The 15,919-nt window shown below is 67.7% G+C and carries 15 protein-coding genes; 6 read left to right on the plus strand and 9 right to left on the minus strand.

Annotated features, from left to right (window positions below; translation table 11 throughout):
- The first annotated feature begins 10 nt into the window (after positions 1-10).
- A complete protein-coding gene (locus tag DYE23_RS24725; RefSeq protein ID WP_115329094.1) occupies positions 11-1,303 on the plus strand; it encodes a 13E12 repeat family protein in 1,293 nt (430 codons plus the stop codon).
- A 1-nt stretch (position 1,304) separates the two neighbouring features.
- On the opposite strand, the gene DYE23_RS24730 is transcribed toward DYE23_RS24725, so the two are convergent.
- Genes DYE23_RS24730 through DYE23_RS24740 form a run of 3 tightly spaced genes read right to left on the minus strand, consistent with a single transcriptional unit; the run spans position 1,305 to position 5,253 of the window.
- Complete coding sequence (locus DYE23_RS24730) at positions 1,305-3,218, minus strand: acetoacetate--CoA ligase (protein WP_011892370.1); 1,914 nt, start codon at positions 3,216-3,218, stop codon at positions 1,305-1,307.
- Positions 3,203-3,964: a 3-hydroxybutyrate dehydrogenase gene (locus DYE23_RS24735; protein ID WP_013472866.1), complete on the minus strand. Its 762-nt coding sequence runs from the start codon at positions 3,962-3,964 to the stop codon at positions 3,203-3,205. The genes DYE23_RS24730 and DYE23_RS24735 overlap by 16 nt, the downstream gene beginning before the upstream one ends.
- A complete protein-coding gene (locus DYE23_RS24740) occupies positions 3,961-5,253 on the minus strand; it encodes an MFS transporter (protein WP_235660626.1) in 1,293 nt (430 codons plus the stop codon). The genes DYE23_RS24735 and DYE23_RS24740 overlap by 4 nt, the downstream gene beginning before the upstream one ends.
- 128 nt (positions 5,254-5,381) lie before the next feature.
- Here DYE23_RS24740 and DYE23_RS24745 point away from each other — a divergent pair, with 128 nt between their 5' ends.
- On the plus strand, positions 5,382-6,332 hold the full coding sequence (locus tag DYE23_RS24745; protein WP_115328432.1) for a LysR family transcriptional regulator: 951 nt from the start codon (positions 5,382-5,384) through the stop codon (positions 6,330-6,332).
- An 8-nt stretch (positions 6,333-6,340) separates the two neighbouring features.
- Complete coding sequence (locus tag DYE23_RS24750; RefSeq protein ID WP_011892366.1) at positions 6,341-7,105, plus strand: alpha/beta fold hydrolase; 765 nt, start codon at positions 6,341-6,343, stop codon at positions 7,103-7,105.
- A 39-nt stretch (positions 7,106-7,144) separates the two neighbouring features.
- Here the strand turns inward: DYE23_RS24750 and DYE23_RS24755 are convergent, their stop codons facing one another.
- The gene (locus DYE23_RS24755; RefSeq protein WP_115328433.1) at positions 7,145-7,705 is read right to left on the minus strand and encodes a TetR/AcrR family transcriptional regulator; all 561 of its coding nucleotides are present in this window, start codon (positions 7,703-7,705) and stop codon (positions 7,145-7,147) included.
- 54 nt (positions 7,706-7,759) lie between these two features.
- Between DYE23_RS24755 and DYE23_RS24760 the strand changes: the two genes are divergently transcribed.
- Complete coding sequence (locus tag DYE23_RS24760; RefSeq protein WP_011892364.1) at positions 7,760-8,230, plus strand: hypothetical protein; 471 nt, start codon at positions 7,760-7,762, stop codon at positions 8,228-8,230.
- Here DYE23_RS24760 and hsaB read toward each other — a convergent pair.
- Genes hsaB through hsaA form a run of 4 tightly spaced genes read right to left on the minus strand, consistent with a single transcriptional unit; the run spans position 8,227 to position 11,788 of the window.
- Positions 8,227-8,793, minus strand: coding sequence for a 3-hydroxy-9,10-secoandrosta-1,3,5(10)-triene-9,17-dione monooxygenase reductase subunit (hsaB, locus tag DYE23_RS24765; RefSeq protein WP_011892363.1), 567 nt, complete (start codon positions 8,791-8,793; stop codon positions 8,227-8,229). The two genes, DYE23_RS24760 and hsaB, sit on opposite strands and share 4 nt — an antisense overlap.
- Positions 8,794-8,795: 2 nt before the next feature.
- Positions 8,796-9,695 (minus strand): iron-dependent extradiol dioxygenase HsaC, encoded by a 900-nt coding sequence (gene hsaC / locus DYE23_RS24770; protein WP_011892362.1) that lies wholly within the window; start codon positions 9,693-9,695, stop codon positions 8,796-8,798.
- A 24-nt stretch (positions 9,696-9,719) separates the two neighbouring features.
- Positions 9,720-10,604, minus strand: coding sequence for a 4,5:9,10-diseco-3-hydroxy-5,9,17-trioxoandrosta-1(10),2-diene-4-oate hydrolase (gene hsaD / locus DYE23_RS24775; RefSeq protein ID WP_115328434.1), 885 nt, complete (start codon positions 10,602-10,604; stop codon positions 9,720-9,722).
- Positions 10,604-11,788: a 3-hydroxy-9,10-secoandrosta-1,3,5(10)-triene-9,17-dione monooxygenase oxygenase subunit gene (hsaA, locus tag DYE23_RS24780; protein ID WP_011892360.1), complete on the minus strand. Its 1,185-nt coding sequence runs from the start codon at positions 11,786-11,788 to the stop codon at positions 10,604-10,606. Before hsaA ends, hsaD begins: the two co-directional genes overlap by 1 nt.
- A gap of 161 nt (positions 11,789-11,949) precedes the next feature.
- On the opposite strand from hsaA, the gene DYE23_RS24785 reads away from it, so the two are divergent.
- Together DYE23_RS24785 and DYE23_RS24790 are read left to right on the plus strand one after the other, a co-directional pair.
- Positions 11,950-13,026 carry a ferredoxin--NADP reductase gene (locus DYE23_RS24785; RefSeq protein WP_011892359.1) on the plus strand — a complete coding sequence of 359 codons (1,077 nt, stop codon included), beginning with the start codon at positions 11,950-11,952 and terminating at the stop codon, positions 13,024-13,026.
- Between the two features lie 22 nt (positions 13,027-13,048).
- Positions 13,049-13,630, plus strand: coding sequence for a hypothetical protein (locus DYE23_RS24790; protein WP_011892358.1), 582 nt, complete (start codon positions 13,049-13,051; stop codon positions 13,628-13,630).
- A gap of 4 nt (positions 13,631-13,634) precedes the next feature.
- On the opposite strand, the gene DYE23_RS24795 is transcribed toward DYE23_RS24790, so the two are convergent.
- A complete protein-coding gene (locus DYE23_RS24795; RefSeq protein WP_011892357.1) occupies positions 13,635-15,791 on the minus strand; it encodes an acyl-CoA dehydrogenase family protein in 2,157 nt (718 codons plus the stop codon).
- Between the last annotated feature and the right edge of the window lie 128 nt (positions 15,792-15,919).

The raw sequence follows: 15,919 nt of genomic DNA on the forward strand, positions 1-15,919 counted from the left end.
CTTCGGTGGCATGTTCGAAAGTTTGTTCGATATTGATGAGGGGGCGTCGCAGGCCGAGCTGCGGGCGGTCGTCGAGCGGTGTGAGCGGTTGAAGTCGGCGGCTGCGGCGGCCCAGGCGCGCGCGACCGCGTTGTGGGCGGCCAAGCGTGCTGCTGCCGAGGAGGCTGCGGGGGTGCCGGCGCGTCGGCGGGGTAAGGGGTTGGCCTCGGAGGTCGCGTTGGCCCGCCGGGATGCCCCGGTCAAGGGTGGTCAGCATCTGGGGTTTGCCAAGGCGTTGATGGGCGAGATGCCGCATACGTGGGCGGCGTTGGAGTGCGGCGCGCTCTCGGAATGGCGGGCGACGCTGATCGTGCGGGAATCGGCCTGTCTGAGCGTCGAGGACCGTCGGCGCCTCGACGCCGAGATGTGCGCCGACGTGTCGCGTTTTGAGGGGTGGGGCAACAAGCGGGTGGAGGCCGAGGCCAAGAAGATCGCCGCACGGTTGGATGTCGCAGCGGTGGTCGAGCGCGCCGACAAGGCGGCGGCTCAGGCGCGGGTCAGCTGTCGCCCCGCACCGAACGGGATGGTGTATTTCACCGTGCTTTTGCCGCTGGCCCAGGGCATCGGAATGTATGCCGCGCTCAAACACCACGCCGACACGACCTTCGATGGGCGCTCCCGCGGTCAGGTCATGACCGATACCGCGTTCGAGCGGATCACCGGACGCTCAGCGGGGACCGCGGTGCCGGTCGAGGTGAACCTGGTGATGGCCGACACCACGCTGGCCGGTGATGACGACTGCCCGGGGTGGCTCGACGGGTACGGGCCGGTCCCGGCCGGGTTCTGCCGCGCGCTGACCGGCGACGCGGTCGCTGACAAGGGAGCCAGGGCCACGTTGCGGCGGTTGTATCGGCATCCGCGGTCGGGGCAGTTGGTGGCGATGGAGTCGCGGGCGCGGCTGTTTCCGAAGGGGTTGGCCACGTTGATCGATCGGCGTGATCAGACCTGCCGCACGCCCTACTGTGACGCCCCGATACGCCATCACGATCATGCGACGCCCGATCGTGCCGGTGGCAAGACCAGTGCGGAAAACGGGCTCGGTGAGTGCGCGGCGTGCAACTACGCCAAAGAGGCGCCCGGCTGGCAGGTCAGCGCCGGAACACAGGACGGGTCACACACCGCGCGATGGGTGACCCCGACCGGGGCGGTGCACTACTCGATCGCCCCGACCCTGCCCGGCCCACCCGTGCGCCGCCGCATCAGCGACACCGAAGGCCGACTCAGCATCGACCTCATCACCTTCGACAAACCCGACGCCGCCTGACTCACGTCGAGGTGACGGCGCGGCACTGCCCGGCATACCAATCGAGCAGCGCGGGGTCGTCGACGGCGCTGCGCTCGACGATCTTCGCGGGATCGCCGCCCTGGAGAAGCTTCTTGATGGGGACTTCGAGCTTCTTACCTGTGCGGGTGTGCGGGATCGCCGGTGCGGCGATGATCTCGTCGGGCACATGCCGGGGCGAGAGCTCGGTGCGAATGCGCTCGTTGATCTTGTCCCGTAACCCGTCGTCGAGTTTCACCCCGTCGGCGGGCACCACGAACAACGGCATCCAGTACCCGCCGTCGGGTAGCTCGGCGCCGATCACCAGCGCTTCGGCCACCTCGGGAAGACTTTCGACCGCCTGATAGATGTCGGCACTGCCCATCCGGATACCGTGCCGGTTGAGCGTCGAATCCGAACGACCGTGGACGACCACACTGCCGCGATCAGTGAGGGTGATCCAGTCCCCGTGCCGCCACACCCCCGGGTACGTGTCGAAATAGGCGCAGCGATAACGACTTCCGTCGCGGTCGTTCCAGAATCCGACGGGCATCGACGGCATCGGTTTCGTGATGACCAGCTCGCCGACCTCGCCACGCACCGGCTGGCCGTCCTCATCCCAGGCGTCCAGCGCCACCCCGAGATATGGGGCGGACAGCTCGCCCGGCCACACCGGCACCGTCCGCACGCCACCGAGGAAGGCCGACACCACGTCGGTGCCGCCGCTGATGGACGCGACCTGAACTCCCACCTGGTCCTGCAACCACAGCGACGACGCCGCCGGCAGCGCCGAACCGGTGATGCCCACCGACCGCAGAGCCGACAGATCGTAGGTCGACGCCGGCGTCGCCTCCGCCTTCATGCAGCCCAGCACGTATCCCGGGCTGGTTCCGAGCACCGTGGCGCCCACCCGGGATGCGATCTCCCACAACGTCTCCGGGTGCCGCGCGGTGGGGCTCCCGTCATAGCAGACGATGGTCGCGCCCACCAGCAGGCCGGCCACCTGGAAGTTCCACATCATCCAGCTGGGGCTCGTGTACCAGAAGAAGACGTCGTCCCTGCCGATATCCGACTGCAGCGCAACAGCCTTGAGATGCTCCACCACGACGCCGCCGTGGCCGTGCACGATACCCTTCGGCAGCCCCGTCGTCCCCGACGAGAACAGAACCCACAGCGGATGGTCGAACGGCACCCGGGCGGGCGTGAGAGGTGTCTCGACACGCGCCGCGAGATCGTCGAGTGTGAAAATAGCTGTCAGCGAAGGAATCTCGGACCTCAGGGCCGCGACATCGGCCCTCTTGTCGTGGTACCTGCCCGCATAGGTGTACCCGTCCGCTGCGACGAGGGCTTTCGGCTCCAGCTGCCCCAGACGGTCGAGGGCCGCCTTGGCCGAATAGTCCTGTCCGCACGCGCTCCAGACCGCACCGATGCTCGCGGTCGCCAGGAACGCGACGACCGCCTCGGGAATGTTGGGCAGGTACCCGACCACCCGGTCGCCGGACTCGACCCCCGCGGCACGCAGCCTGTCGGCGAACGCGGCGGTGCGCCCGAGAAGTTCGGCCCAGGACACCTCGCGATCGGGCGCGTCTTCACTGACGTGAAGGATCGCCGGCCGATCGGTCCGGACGTGGCGCATCACCTGATCGACGTAATTGATCTCCGTGCCGGGAAACCACTGCGCCCCGGGCATTTCCGCGCTCTGCAGAACCGGCTGCGCCCGCTCACCGAGGTCGAAGTAGTCCCAGAGCGCCGCCCAGAACTCCTCGACGTCCTCCACGGACCAGGCCCACAGCGCGTGGTAGTCCGGAAAGTCCCTTCCGGTGCGTTGCTCGACGAACCGCGTGAAGGCGGTGATCTCGGCCTCGGCGATGTCGCGCTCAGCGGGGGTCCACTGAGGTTCGGTCACCGAGCGCTCCATCCGCCGTCCATGGTGTACGACGCGCCGGTGACCATCCCGGCCGCGGGCGAGGCCAGCCACGCCACCAGTGAGCCGACCTCCTCCGGCCCGACGAGCCGCTTGACCGCGCTCTCCTTGAGCAGGATGTCGGAGACCACCTGGTCCTCCGGGATGCCGTGCGTCCTGGCCTGATCCGCGATCTGCTTGGTCACCAGCGGGGTACGGACGTATCCGGGGTTGACGCAGTTGCTCGTGACGCCGTGCGGTCCGCCTTCGAGCGCCGTCACCTTGGACAGCCCTTCCAGCGCGTGCTTGGCCGTCACATAGGCGACCTTGAACGGCGACGCACGCAGGCCGTGGATCGACGAGATGTTGATGACGCGGCCGAACTCGTTGCGGTACATGTGCGGTAGTGCGGCACGGATCAGCAGAAACGGCGCCTCGACCATCAGCGCCATCATCGAGCGGAACTTCTCGGGTGGGAACTCCGCGATCTCGCTGATGTTCTGGACTCCGGCGTTGTTGACCAGGATGTCGGTCTCCAACTGCAGACTCTCGAGGGCAGCGACGTCGAGAAGGTCCAGCGCCCAAGCCTTTCCGCCGATCTCCTCGGCCACCGTCTTGGCGCCCACCTCGTCGATGTCGGCGACGGTGACCGTGACACCGCGTTCGGCGAGGGCCTTCGCGCACGCCGCCCCGATGCCACCGGCGCCGCCGGTGACCACTGCGGTGCGGCTGCGGAGGTCGTTGACACCCGACTCGCTCATACGATGCCGGCCTTCTCCAACTGTTCGCGGTCGGCCGCGTCCAACGTGTGCAGGTCGATGCCCTTGGTCTCACGGGTGAACCACGCCGCGACCAGGGTCACGGCCGCCGCGCCGGCCAGGTACAGCGCGATGGGCACCCAGGTGCCGAACTTGTCGAGCAGCCACGTCGCGATGGCGGGCGCCAATGACCCCGCCACGATCGAGGTCACCTGATAGCCCAGCGACACACCGGAATAGCGCATCCGGGTGGGGAACATCTCGGCCATGATCGCCGGCTGCGGCGCGTACATCAGCGCGTGGATCATCAGGCCCAGGATGACCGCGGCCATGATGAGTAGGTAGCTGCCGGTGTTCATCATCGGGAACGCGAAGAAGCCCCAGGTGGCCGCCAGGATCGCGCCGACGATGTAGACGGGCCGGCGGCCGAACCGGTCCGAGAGCCGGCCCACCTGCGGCACCACCAGGAAGTGCACCGCGTGCGCCGCGAGCAGCCACCACAGGATGTCGCTGGTGTCGGCACCGACGTGGGTCTTGAGGTAGACGATCGAGAAGGTGACCACCAGGTAGTACATGATGTTCTCCGCGAAGCGCAGCCCCATCGCGGTGAAGACGCCGCGCGGGTAGCGCTTCAGCACCTCGGCCACGCCGAAGGACACCGCCTTGACGCGGTCGACCTCTTCCTGGGCCTTGACGAAGATGGGTGCGTCGGTGACCTTGGTCCGGATGTAGTAGCCGATCAGCACCACGACGGCCGACAACCAGAACGCGACGCGCCAGCCCCAGGACATGAAGGCGGCCTCGGGCAGCACCCCGGTCAGTACCAGCAGGACGACGGTGGCGAGCATGTTGCCGACCGGCACGGCGGCCTGCGGCCAGCTCGCCCAGAAGCCTCGGTCCTTGGCCGGGCTGTGCTCGGCGACGAGCAGCACCGCTCCGCCCCATTCGCCGCCCACCGCGAAGCCCTGGATGAATCGCAGCGCCACCAGCAGGATCGGGGCCCACACTCCGATCTGGTGATAGGTGGGCAGGCATCCCATCAGGAACGTCACGACACCGACGAGCAGGATCGCGAACTGCAGCAGTTTCTTGCGGCCGTATTTGTCGCCGAAGTGGCCGAAGACGATGCCGCCGAGCGGGCGCGCGACGAAGCCGACCGCGTAGGTCAGCAGCGCTGCGATGAGCCCGGCGGCCTCGCTCGTGCCTTCTGCGAAGAAGACCTTGTTGAACACCAGCGTGGCCGCGGTCGCGTAGAGGAAGAACTCGTACCACTCGACGACGGTGCCCGCCATCGACGCGACCACGACGCGTTTGAGACCCTTCGACCGCGAAGCACTCTCCGTAGAACTCACAGCACACCCCTTCGTTGTGATGCCCACCACATGACCCGTGAGTATTCATGCAGCTCCCCAGTCCAGCAATGGTCAAAACTGCAGGATGGTTCTGCGAAAATGCAGAGATGAGTCCCCTCGGCCGCCGCCCCAGCGCCGACGACCTGCTGGTTCTGCTGGCTGTCGGCCGAACGGGCAAATACACCTCCGCCGCCGACGAACTCGGCCTCAACCACACCACGATCAGCCGCCGCATCGCCGCGCTGGAGCAGGCGATGGGCGGACGCGTGCTCGCCCGGGTCGCCGGTGGGTGGGAGCTCACCGACCTAGGACGCGATGCGCTGGCCGCGGCCGAGGTCGTGGAGACCGCGGTCCGCTCGCTGGCCACCGACCCCGCGGGACAACGCGCCCTGGAGGGGGTGGTGCGCATCTCGGCCACCGACGGCTTCTCGGCCTACATCGCCGCTCCGGCAGCGGCGGCGGTGCAGCGCCGGCATCCCGGGGTCGCGGTGGAGATCGTCGCGACCACCCGCCGCGCCACGCAGCAGCGATCGGGGATGGACGTCGAGGTCGTGGTCGGGGAGCCGAAGGTGCGGCGCGCCAGGGCGTTACGGTTGAGCGACTACTGCCTCGGCCTCTACGGCTCTCGCGACTATCTCGCCACGCACGGCACCCCTGCGACCATCGCCGAACTGCAGAAACACCCCCTCGTCTACTTCATCGACTCCATGCTCCAGGTCGACGACCTGGACCTCGCCACGAGTTTCACACCCGCGATGCGGGAGTCGGTGACATCGACCAACGTCTTCGTCCACGTCGAGGCCACCCGGGCCGCCGCCGGCATCGGTCTGCTGCCCTGCTTCATGGCCGATCGCCACGACGACCTGGTACGCGTTCTCCCCGGGCAGGTTTCGATCACGCTCACGTACTGGTTGGTGACGCGTGCCGAGACCTTGCGCAGACCCGAGGTGGCCGCGGTGGTCGATGCGATCCGCGATCGGGTGCGCGACCGGCACCACATGCTGCTCGGCGCGGGTTAGCGTCGGTCATGCCATTCCTTGACCACGACCGGGGACCCGCCTACTACCGTCACTGGGCGGCCGAAGACCCCCGCGCGGCGGTTGTCTTCCTGCACGGTTTCGGTGAGCACACCGGGCTGTACCACCGATACGCGTTCGCGCTCAACGCCGCGGGTATCGACGTGTGGGCCGTCGACCAGTTCGGCCACGGGCTGAGCCCGGGCACGCGGGGTGACTTCGGCTCGATCGAGGACTCCTCGGCCCTCGCGGACGCGTTGACCGAGCGTGCGAGCACACGCAGCGTGCCGCTGATCGCTCAGGGGCACTCCTTCGGATCGATCGTCACGCTGTTCCGTCTCCTCGACGGTCCGAACCGCTACCGGGCGGCTGTCATCTCCGGTTCACCGTTGATCCCGGTGCCCGAATTGGTGGATGCCGACACCTCGATCGACCTCGACCCCGGATGGCTGTCCTCGGACCCGTTTTACCTCGACGCGCTGGAGAACGACCCCCTCGCGTTCGTCGAATCCGACAGCACTGCGCTGACGCGCGAGCTCGACCGGGGTTGGGACCGATTCGGTTCCGATCTGCCGGCGCTGTCCGTGCCGACGCTGGCCGTCCACGGAGTCAACGACCCGATCGCGCCGATCGGGGCGGTCCGGGCCTACGCCGAGCAGATCGATGCGTTGGAGCTCGCCGCGTTCGACGGCGCCCGACACGACGTCCTCAATGAGTCGCAACACGGCGACGTCGCCGCCGCGATCATCGGGTTCATCGAGTCCCACCTGCGCTGATGCAGGTTATCCACAGGGGTTGTCCCCAGTGTGGATGAATCACACCGGTGTAACTCCGGCGAGGATCAGCCGGGTCGCATCACGAACGACCCGCTGCCGCGGACCGGGGTGGTCGGCGGCGATCACATGGGTCCCGATGGCCAGCGAGAACGCGAGCAACGCTCGCGCTTCCACCTCGTCGGCATCTTCGCAGACCGCGCCCAGCAGCTCGCGGAGGAACCCGATCCGCCGATTGTCGACGCGCCGCAGCCGGGCCGCGACGTCGGAATCGCGTCGCGCCCAGTCCCGCACCGCAAGGTCCAGCGGGACGAGCTCGTCGGAGAACGTCAGCGCCCCGGCCCGCGTCACCCGGCTCTGCACATCGCCGCCTTCGGCCTCGACCCGTGCCCGGACCTCGTCGATGCTGCGCTGCTCCCACTCGTCGAGCATCGCGGTGACGAGATCCGACCGGCCTTCGAACTGCCGGTAGAACCCGCCGCGGGTGACGCCGAGGCGCTGTGCGAGGACCTCCACCCGGACCGCATCGGGCCCCTCTTGCGCCAGCAACGCGAGACCGGCGTCGATCCATGATCGGCGGGGCGTGCGGACGGGGGGCGGCATCTGGCCATCCTAGGATAGATACAGTACTGTTCTGTATCAAAGTGGGAGGTGGCCATGACGACAACCAGTACGGTTCAACGGGTCGACGCCGACGAGGCCCTGCTGGCGTGCACCACGCTGTCCCGCGTCGACCACGTCGACGTGCACACCCTCTCGCCTACCAGTGCGCTCCAGACACCCGAGGCGTGGGCGCGGATCATCCTCGAGGGTCCCCCTGCGGCCACGCGCCTACGGCTACGCGCCGGCTGGACGATGCTCGGCCTCAGGCTGCACCGCGGGGACGCCGACGTCATCGCCGGCTGGCGGATCACCCATCGGGATACGGAATACCTTCGGCTGCAAGCGAGTTCAGCCATAGGATTGACCGGGGAACTCGTCACCCGGGTCACCGACGACCACGTGGTGTTCGCGACCCTCGTCCGGCTGGGCAACCCCGCAGCCCGATTGCTGTGGGCCAGAGTTCTTCCCACTCACCTGACCGTCGTACGGTCACTACTGGAAGGAGCGGCCGCCCGGACCTGCTAGAGCCAGGTGTCGTCGGTCGTCGCGGTCAGGAACGCCTCGAGGTCGTTGCGCCAATCGGCCGGGGTGTTCTTGTCCGGCTCGATACCGGTGTACTGCCCGTGATAGAAGAGCAGCGGCCGCGGCTTCTTCTTCGGCACATCCGAGAGCGAGTGCACCGCGCCGAACACCACGAAGTGGTCTCCCCCGTCGTGCACCGAGTGCACCGTGCAGTCGATGTGCGCCAGGGAGCCCTCGATGACCGGCGACCCCAGTTTCGAAGGCGCCCAGTCGATACCGGCGAACTTGTCGGGCTCTCTGGAACCGAACCGCGCGGACACGTGCTGCTGATTCTCGTGCAGGATGTTGACACAGAACGTGCCGCTCGCCTCGATCGCCGCCCAGGACCGCGACGCCTTCGTCGGACAGAACAGCACCAGTGGCGGATCCAGCGACAGCGCAGCGAACGACTGGCAGGCGAAGCCCACTGGGGCGTCGTCATGAACGGTGGTGATCACCGTGATCCCGGTGCAGAACTGCCCGAGCACATTGCGGAATGTGCGGGGATCGATCGGCGGACTGCCCACGGCTACTTGAAGCCGACGCTGAAGTCGTGCCCCCACAGCGAGACCGCGGTGCTCTCGCGCGCCACCCAGTTCTGATCGTCGACTTCGAGTCCCTCACAACCGAACTCGACGTCGAAGCCGCCGGGGGTCTTCATGTAGAACGACAGCATCTTGTCGTTGACGTGCCTGCCGAGGGTGGCCGACATCTTGACCTTGCGGCGCAGCGCGCGGTCCAGGCACAGACCCACATCGTCGGAGTTCTCGACCTCCACCATCAGGTGCACGATACCGCTCGGGGTCTCGCCCGGCATGAAGGCCAGACTGTGGTGGCGCGGGTTCACACCGAGGAAGCGCAGCCATGCGGGCGCACCGTCGGCGGGGCGGCCCACCAACTGCGGGGGCAGCTTCATCGAATCACGCAGGAAGAACCCGAGCACGTCGCGGTAGAAATGCAGCGTCTCCGCGTCGTCCCGGGTGGTCAGCACGACGTGGCCCAGGCCCTGCTCCTCGGTGACGAACTTGTGGCCGTACGGGCTGACGACGCGACGGTGCTCCAGGGCCACGCCGTGGAAGACCTCCAGCGTGTTGCCCGAGGGGTCGTCGAAGATGATCATCTCGTCGACGCGGCGGTCGGCGAGCTGGCTGGCAGTGGCCTCCTTGTACGGCGTGCCGTGGATGTCGAGGCGCGCGCGGATGTCCTGCAGCGCCGCGGCGTTCGCGGTCTCCCAGCCGGATTCGAGCAGACGGTCGTTCTCGCCGGGCACGATGATCAGACGCGCCGGGAACTCGTCCATCCGCAGATAGAGCGCGCCCTCGGTCGGGCCCGAACCCTCGACCATGCCGAGGACCTTCAGCCCGTACTCGCGCCACGCCGCGACGTCGGTGGACTCGATGCGCAGGTATCCCAGCGACTTGATCGTCATGGCCTCTTCCTCTCTGATCCCGCTCTAGTTCGTGAGGAAATCGATGGTGAGCTTGTTGAACTCGTCGAACTTCTCCAGCTGCGCCCAGTGCCCGCACTGCCCGAAAACATGCAGCTGCACCCGGGGAATCTGCTTCAGCGCCACCAAGGCTCCGTCGAGCGGGTTCACCCGGTCCTCGCGGCCCCAGATGAGCAGTACCCGTTGACGCAGCTTGTACACGTCGCGCCACATCATCCCGAGCTCGAAGTCCGCACCGGCGAACGACTTACCCATCGCCTTGGTGGCGGCCAACGACTCGGGGGTGCTGGCGATCTGGAACCGCTCCTCGACCAACTCCGGGGTGATCATGGCCTGGTCGAAAACCATGATGCGCAGGAACTTCTCGATGTTCTCGCGGGTGGGCTCGGCGGCGAACCTGCCGAGCAGCTTGACACCCTCGGTCGGATCCGGCGAGAACAGGTTGACGCTCAGTCCGCCCGGCCCCATCAGCACGAGCTTTCCCGCGCGCTTGCCGTTGTCCAGCGCGAACCGCACCGCCGTACCGCCACCGAGCGAATTGCCCACCAGCGCGGCCTTTTCGATTCCCAGGTGGTCGAACAGGTTCAGCAGCGCAGTGGCGCTGTAGCGGTTGTACTGCTCGTGCTCGGTGTGCTTGTCGGAGTGCCCGTAGCCCGGCTGATCCACGGCCAGCACATGAAAGTGCTTGGCCAGCACCGGGATGTTGCGTCCGAAGTTCGACCAGCTCGACGCGCCCGGGCCGCCCCCGTGCAGCAGCACCACCGTCTCGGGATTACCCACTCCCGCTTCGTGATAGTGCAACCGCATGTCCTCGCGGACCTGGGCGTAGCGGGACGTCGACTCGAACGTGATCTCCTGCTGCTGAGCAGCTTCCGCGGCGAAGGACGTCACTAGACCATCGTGTCCTGCGGCGGCAGACCGAACGCGTCGTTGCCGAAGATCAGGTAGGCGCGCTCGGGCTCGTTGGCCGCGTGGACCCGGCCGGCGTGCGCGTCCCGCCAGAATCGCTGCACGGGCTGGTCGAGCTGCAGGGCCGTCGCACCGGATGCCTCGAACAGCAGGTCGATCGACGCGATCGCCCGCGCGGTGGCACGGACCTGGTCGCGACGTGCGCTGGCGCGCAACGAGAACGGGATCTCCTTGCCGGCCTGCAGCAGCTCGTATTCGTCGCGGACGTTGCCGATCAGCTGTCGCCACCCGGCGTCGATGTCGGAGGCCGCCTCGGCGATACGGATCTTGGCGAACGGATCGTCCTTGGACTTCTCGCCGGCGAATGCCGCCCGCACCCGCTTGCCCTGATGTTCGACGTGCGCCTCGTACGCGCCGTAGGCCATCCCCATGATCGGAGCGCTGATCGTCGTGGGATGCATGGTGCCCCAAGGCATCTTGTACACCGGCGCGGTGTTGTTCTCGTAGCCGCCGGCGGTGCCGTCGTTCATCGCCTTGTAGGACAGGAACCGGTGCCGGGGCACGAAGACGTCCTTGACCACGACGGTGTTGCTTCCGGTGGCCTTCAGGCCGACGACGTTCCACACGTCGTCGATGCGGTAGTCCGTGCGCGGGATCAGGAAGCTGCCGAAGTCGACCGGCTTGCCGTCCTTGATCACCGGGCCGCCGAGGAACGCCCACGTCGCGTGATCACACCCGGACGACCACTGCCAGGCGCCGCTGACCAGGTAGCCGCCGTCGACGACGGTTCCCGCGCCCATGGGCGCGTACGAGGACGACACCCGCACCGTCGGATCGTCACCCCAGACGTCCTCCTGGGCCTTCTGGTCGAACAGCGCCAGGTGCCAGTTGTGCACGCCGATGATCGACGAGACCCACCCGGTGGAACCGCATGCGCTGGCGATGCGCCGCACGGCTTCGTAGAAGAGGGTGGGATCGCACTGGAGACCACCCCACTGCTCGGGCTGGAGCAGCTTGAAGAAACCGACCTCGTCGAGTTCGGCCACGGTCTCATCCGGCAGGCGCCGCAATTCCTCGGCGGCCGCGGAGCGCTTGGCGATGCGCGGCAGAAGATCGTTGACACCGGCGAGAACCGTCTGCGCGTCGCGCTGTTCAATGGACGTCACTGGTTTGCCTCCAAAGGCGTGCGAAGTAACCTACAAGAGATTAGAACACGTTACGATTTGTGTCGAGTAGCGGCGTCCTGTGGCAGCTGGACCTGCACACATGCATTTCTGTAACCTGTTCTAGTTATGACCGCTGTGAGTGCCGAGAAAGGGCCCATCCTGTGACGGACGTTGCCGCCGACGAGCCGCTGGGCGCCCATGTTCTCGAATTGGAGATCGCCGACGTCATCGACGAGACGTCCGACGCGCGGTCCCTGGTCTTCAGGTCTCCCGCCGACGCCCCGGTGGCGCCCGAGAAACTGCGGTACTCCCCGGGGCAATTCCTGACGTTGCGGGTCCCGAGCGAAAAGACGGGATCGGTGGCGCGCTGCTACTCGCTGTGCAGCTCACCGTTCACCGGCGACCCGCTGACCGTGACGATCAAGCGCACCGCCGACGGATACGCGTCGAACTGGCTGTGCGACAACGCGCACGCAGGGATGAAGATGCACGTCCTGGCCCCGTCGGGCACGTTCGTCCCCAAGAACCTCGACACCGACTTCCTGCTGCTGGCCGCCGGCAGCGGCATCACCCCGATGCTGGCCATTCTGAAGTCCGCGCTCAGCGAGGGCAGCGGCCACGTCACGCTCGTGTACGCCAATCGCGACGAGAAGTCGGTGATCTTCGCCGAGACGTTGCGCGACCTGGCGAACAAATATCCCGACCGGCTCACCACGATCCACTGGCTGGAATCGGTGCAGGGCCTGCCCAGCGTCTCCGCGCTGACGGCGCTGTTCGCTCCGTTCACCTCGCGGGAGGCCTTCATCTGCGGTCCCGGTCCGTTCATGGCCGCCGCCGAGGAGGCCCTGACCGCGTCCGGCGCGGCCGCCGACAAGATCCACATCGAGGTGTTCAAGTCCCTGGATTCCGACCCGTTCGCGGCGGTCACGATCGACGACGCCGACGACGAGGGCGACTCTGGCCCGGCCACCGTCGTGGTGACGCTGGACGGCGAGACGCACGAAGTCAGCTGGCCCCGCAAGGCGAAGCTGCTCGATGTGCTGCTCAACAAAGGCCTCGACGCTCCGTTCTCCTGTCGCGAAGGGCATTGCGGCGCGTGCGCGGTGCTCAAGAAGTCGGGGGACATCGAGATGGAGGTCAACGATGTGCTCGAGCAGCAGGATCTCGACGAAGGGCTCATCCTGGCCTGCCAGGCGCACCCCACATCGGATTCAGTCGAAGTCACCTTCGACGAGTAGCGGGAGGATTACCTTCATCACGATGAAGCGGCTAGCAGCGGCGAGTGTGACGGCACTGGCATCGATGGCAATGGCGCTCACCGGCGCCCCCGGGGCGGGAGCCGCCTCGGACGCCGGCGTCTCGTCGATCCCGGTCGGTCCCGACCGGATCGAGATGCACGTCTCCGCCGACTGCGTCCCGGCGCAGAACAGGTGCTTCTACCGGACGTCGGCAAACCTGCTGACGCCCGGTGGTCCGACCGGATTCCCGCAGGACACCTGGGCCCGGCAGACCATCACGTTGCGGAGCGACTCGCAGGACGTGTGGCAGGAGGCGTGGTACAGCGCACCGGCCGGGGTGCCCCGGGAACTCAAGGGCGCCAACCACAACAACGTGCTGTCGCGGATGCTGAAGTCGTTGCGCGAGGTCGAGGTGTCGGTCACCTACTTCGGCGGCGGACCCATCGAGCGGTTCACCACCGACGGGGATTCGGTCCCCACCGCCTGGACGACGGGCCTGCCGGCGAAAGGGTCGCGATTCATCGTGTGCTCGCAGATCCAGGTGGTCTACCCCGGCGTGAACCTGACGACCCCGACCGCGTGCGCGCAACCGATCTTCGACTAGCAGCTCAACGCGGAAGACCGAGCAACCGCTCCCCCGCCATCGTCAGCAGGATCTGCTCGGTGCCGCCGGCGATCGTCAGGCACCGCGTGTTCAGGAAGTCGTGCACCTGCTGGTTGACGATCGCACCCGCGCCCTCGGAGAGCTCCATGCGGAACTCGGCGAGCGCCTGCCGGTAGCGCACCCCGATCAGCTTGCGCGCGCTGGCCTGAGGACCGGGGTCCTGGCCCTCGACGGCAAGCTGCGCGATCCGCTGATCGAGCAACGTGCCGACCTGCGCCGTCCCGATCAGGTGCCCCAGCCGATCCTGTTGCGCCCCATCGACGTCCAGTTCGGCGATGACCCGCAGCAGCTCCTCCATCGGGTTGCCCAGCGCGGTGCCCTGCGCCATCGCGACCCGCTCGTTGGCCAGCGTGGTCCGCGCGAGCCGCCACCCCTGGTTCACCTCGCCGACCACCATCTCGTCGGGGACGAAGACGTCGTCGAAGAAGACCTCGTTGAACAACTCGTCGCCGGTGATCTCACGCAGCGGCCGGATCACGATGCCGGGGCTCTTCATGTCGATCAGGAAGTACGTGATGCCCTTGTGTTTCGCAGCCTCGGGGTCCGTCCTGGCGAGGCAGACGCCCCAGTGCGCCTTCTGCGCGGCCGAGGTCCACACCTTCTGCCCGGTGAGCTTCCAGCCCGAGACTTTTGCACCGCTCGCGGATGCGCCCTCTGCCCGAACCGCTTTCATCCTCAGCGCCGCCAGATCCGACCCCGCACCCGGCTCGCTGAACAGCTGGCACCACGTCAGCTCGCCGCGCAGGGTCGGCGGCACGAACTGCTCGATCAGCTCGGGGCTGCCGTGTTCCAGGATCGTCGGCACCGCCCACCAGCCGATCACCAGATCGGGGCGCACCACACCCGCCGACGCGAGCTCCTGGTCGATGAGCAGCTGCTCGGCCGGACCCGCGGCACGACCGTAGGGCTTGGGCCAGTGCGGCGCCAGCAGACCCGTCTCGGCGAGCGCGACCTGCCGCCCATCCTCGGGGGCGGCGGCGACTTCGGCGACGGCAGAAGCGATCTCGGGCCGAAGGTCGGCCACCGACTCCAGATCGATGTGCAGTTCCCGGCGCACCCCCTGCTGGGTCAGCGCCGCGACGCGGCGCAACCAGTGTGAACGGCCGCCGAGGAACTGCGCGATGCCGTAGGCGCGGCGCAGATACAAGTGGGCGTCGTGTTCCCAGGTGATGCCGATACCGCCGAGGACCTGAATGCAGTCCTTCGCATTCGCCTTGGCCGCCTCGATGCCCACCGACGCGGCCAGCGCCGCCGCGATCGACAACTGGGCGCCGTCGGCGGCCGGATCGGACGCGGCGCGCGCGGCATCGGCCGCGGCGACCGAAGCCTGCTCCGAGCGCAGCAGCATTTCGGCGCACATGTGTTTGATGGCCTGGAAACTGCCGATCGGCTTGCCGAACTGTTCGCGCACCTTCGCGTACTCGGTGGCCGTGTGCAGCAGCCAGCGGGCCAGACCCGCCGACTCGGCGGCCATCACCGTCGCGGCGAGATCGACGACGCGTTGCCCCGACACCGGTAGCGCCTCCGCCGGCGCGCCGTCGAAGCTCACCCGCGCCAGCGGGCGGGAGAAGTCGGTGGCCTGCAACGGTTCGACCGTCACCCCGTCGGCGCCGGCGTCCACCAGCAGCCAGGTCTCGCCGACGGGCAGGAGCAGCACCGCCGACTCGTCGGCGCCGAGGACGTACGCGGCGGTGCCGGACACCCGCCCGTCGGCATAGGAGAGATCGGCGTTCAGGGCGACCCCCGCCCAGCGCTGTCCGGTGGCGAGCGACTCCAGGAGGTCGGCCTGCCCATCCGGGAGGACCAGCGTCGCCAACGCCGTCGTGGCCACCGGCCCCGGCACCAGCGCGGCGGCCGCCTCGTCGACCATCGCCGCGAGATCCGCGACCGTCCCGTCGGCTCCGCCGTGCGCCTCGGGCAGCGCGACACCGAAGATCCCTAGTTCGGCGAGACGCCCGTACGGGGCCTGCCACGCGGCGGCGTCACCCTGCTCGACCTCGCGTGCCGCCTCGACCGAGCCGGACGCTGTGGCCCAGCTCCGGACCAGTTCACGAGCGTCGGCCTGTTCGTCGGTGATGGTCGCCGAGGTAGGTACGGGCACCGGGACTCCTAGCGTTTGGGCAGGAAGACAGTGCTTCCCACTAGAACGTGTTCTAATAGTGCCAGCGTGCGACCGTCAAGTCGACCGCCATCACCGCAGCGCACACCGGTGTCGACACGACACGGAGG

This window comes from Mycolicibacterium gilvum, assembly GCF_900454025.1.
Lineage (GTDB): Bacteria > Actinomycetota > Actinomycetes > Mycobacteriales > Mycobacteriaceae > Mycobacterium > Mycobacterium gilvum.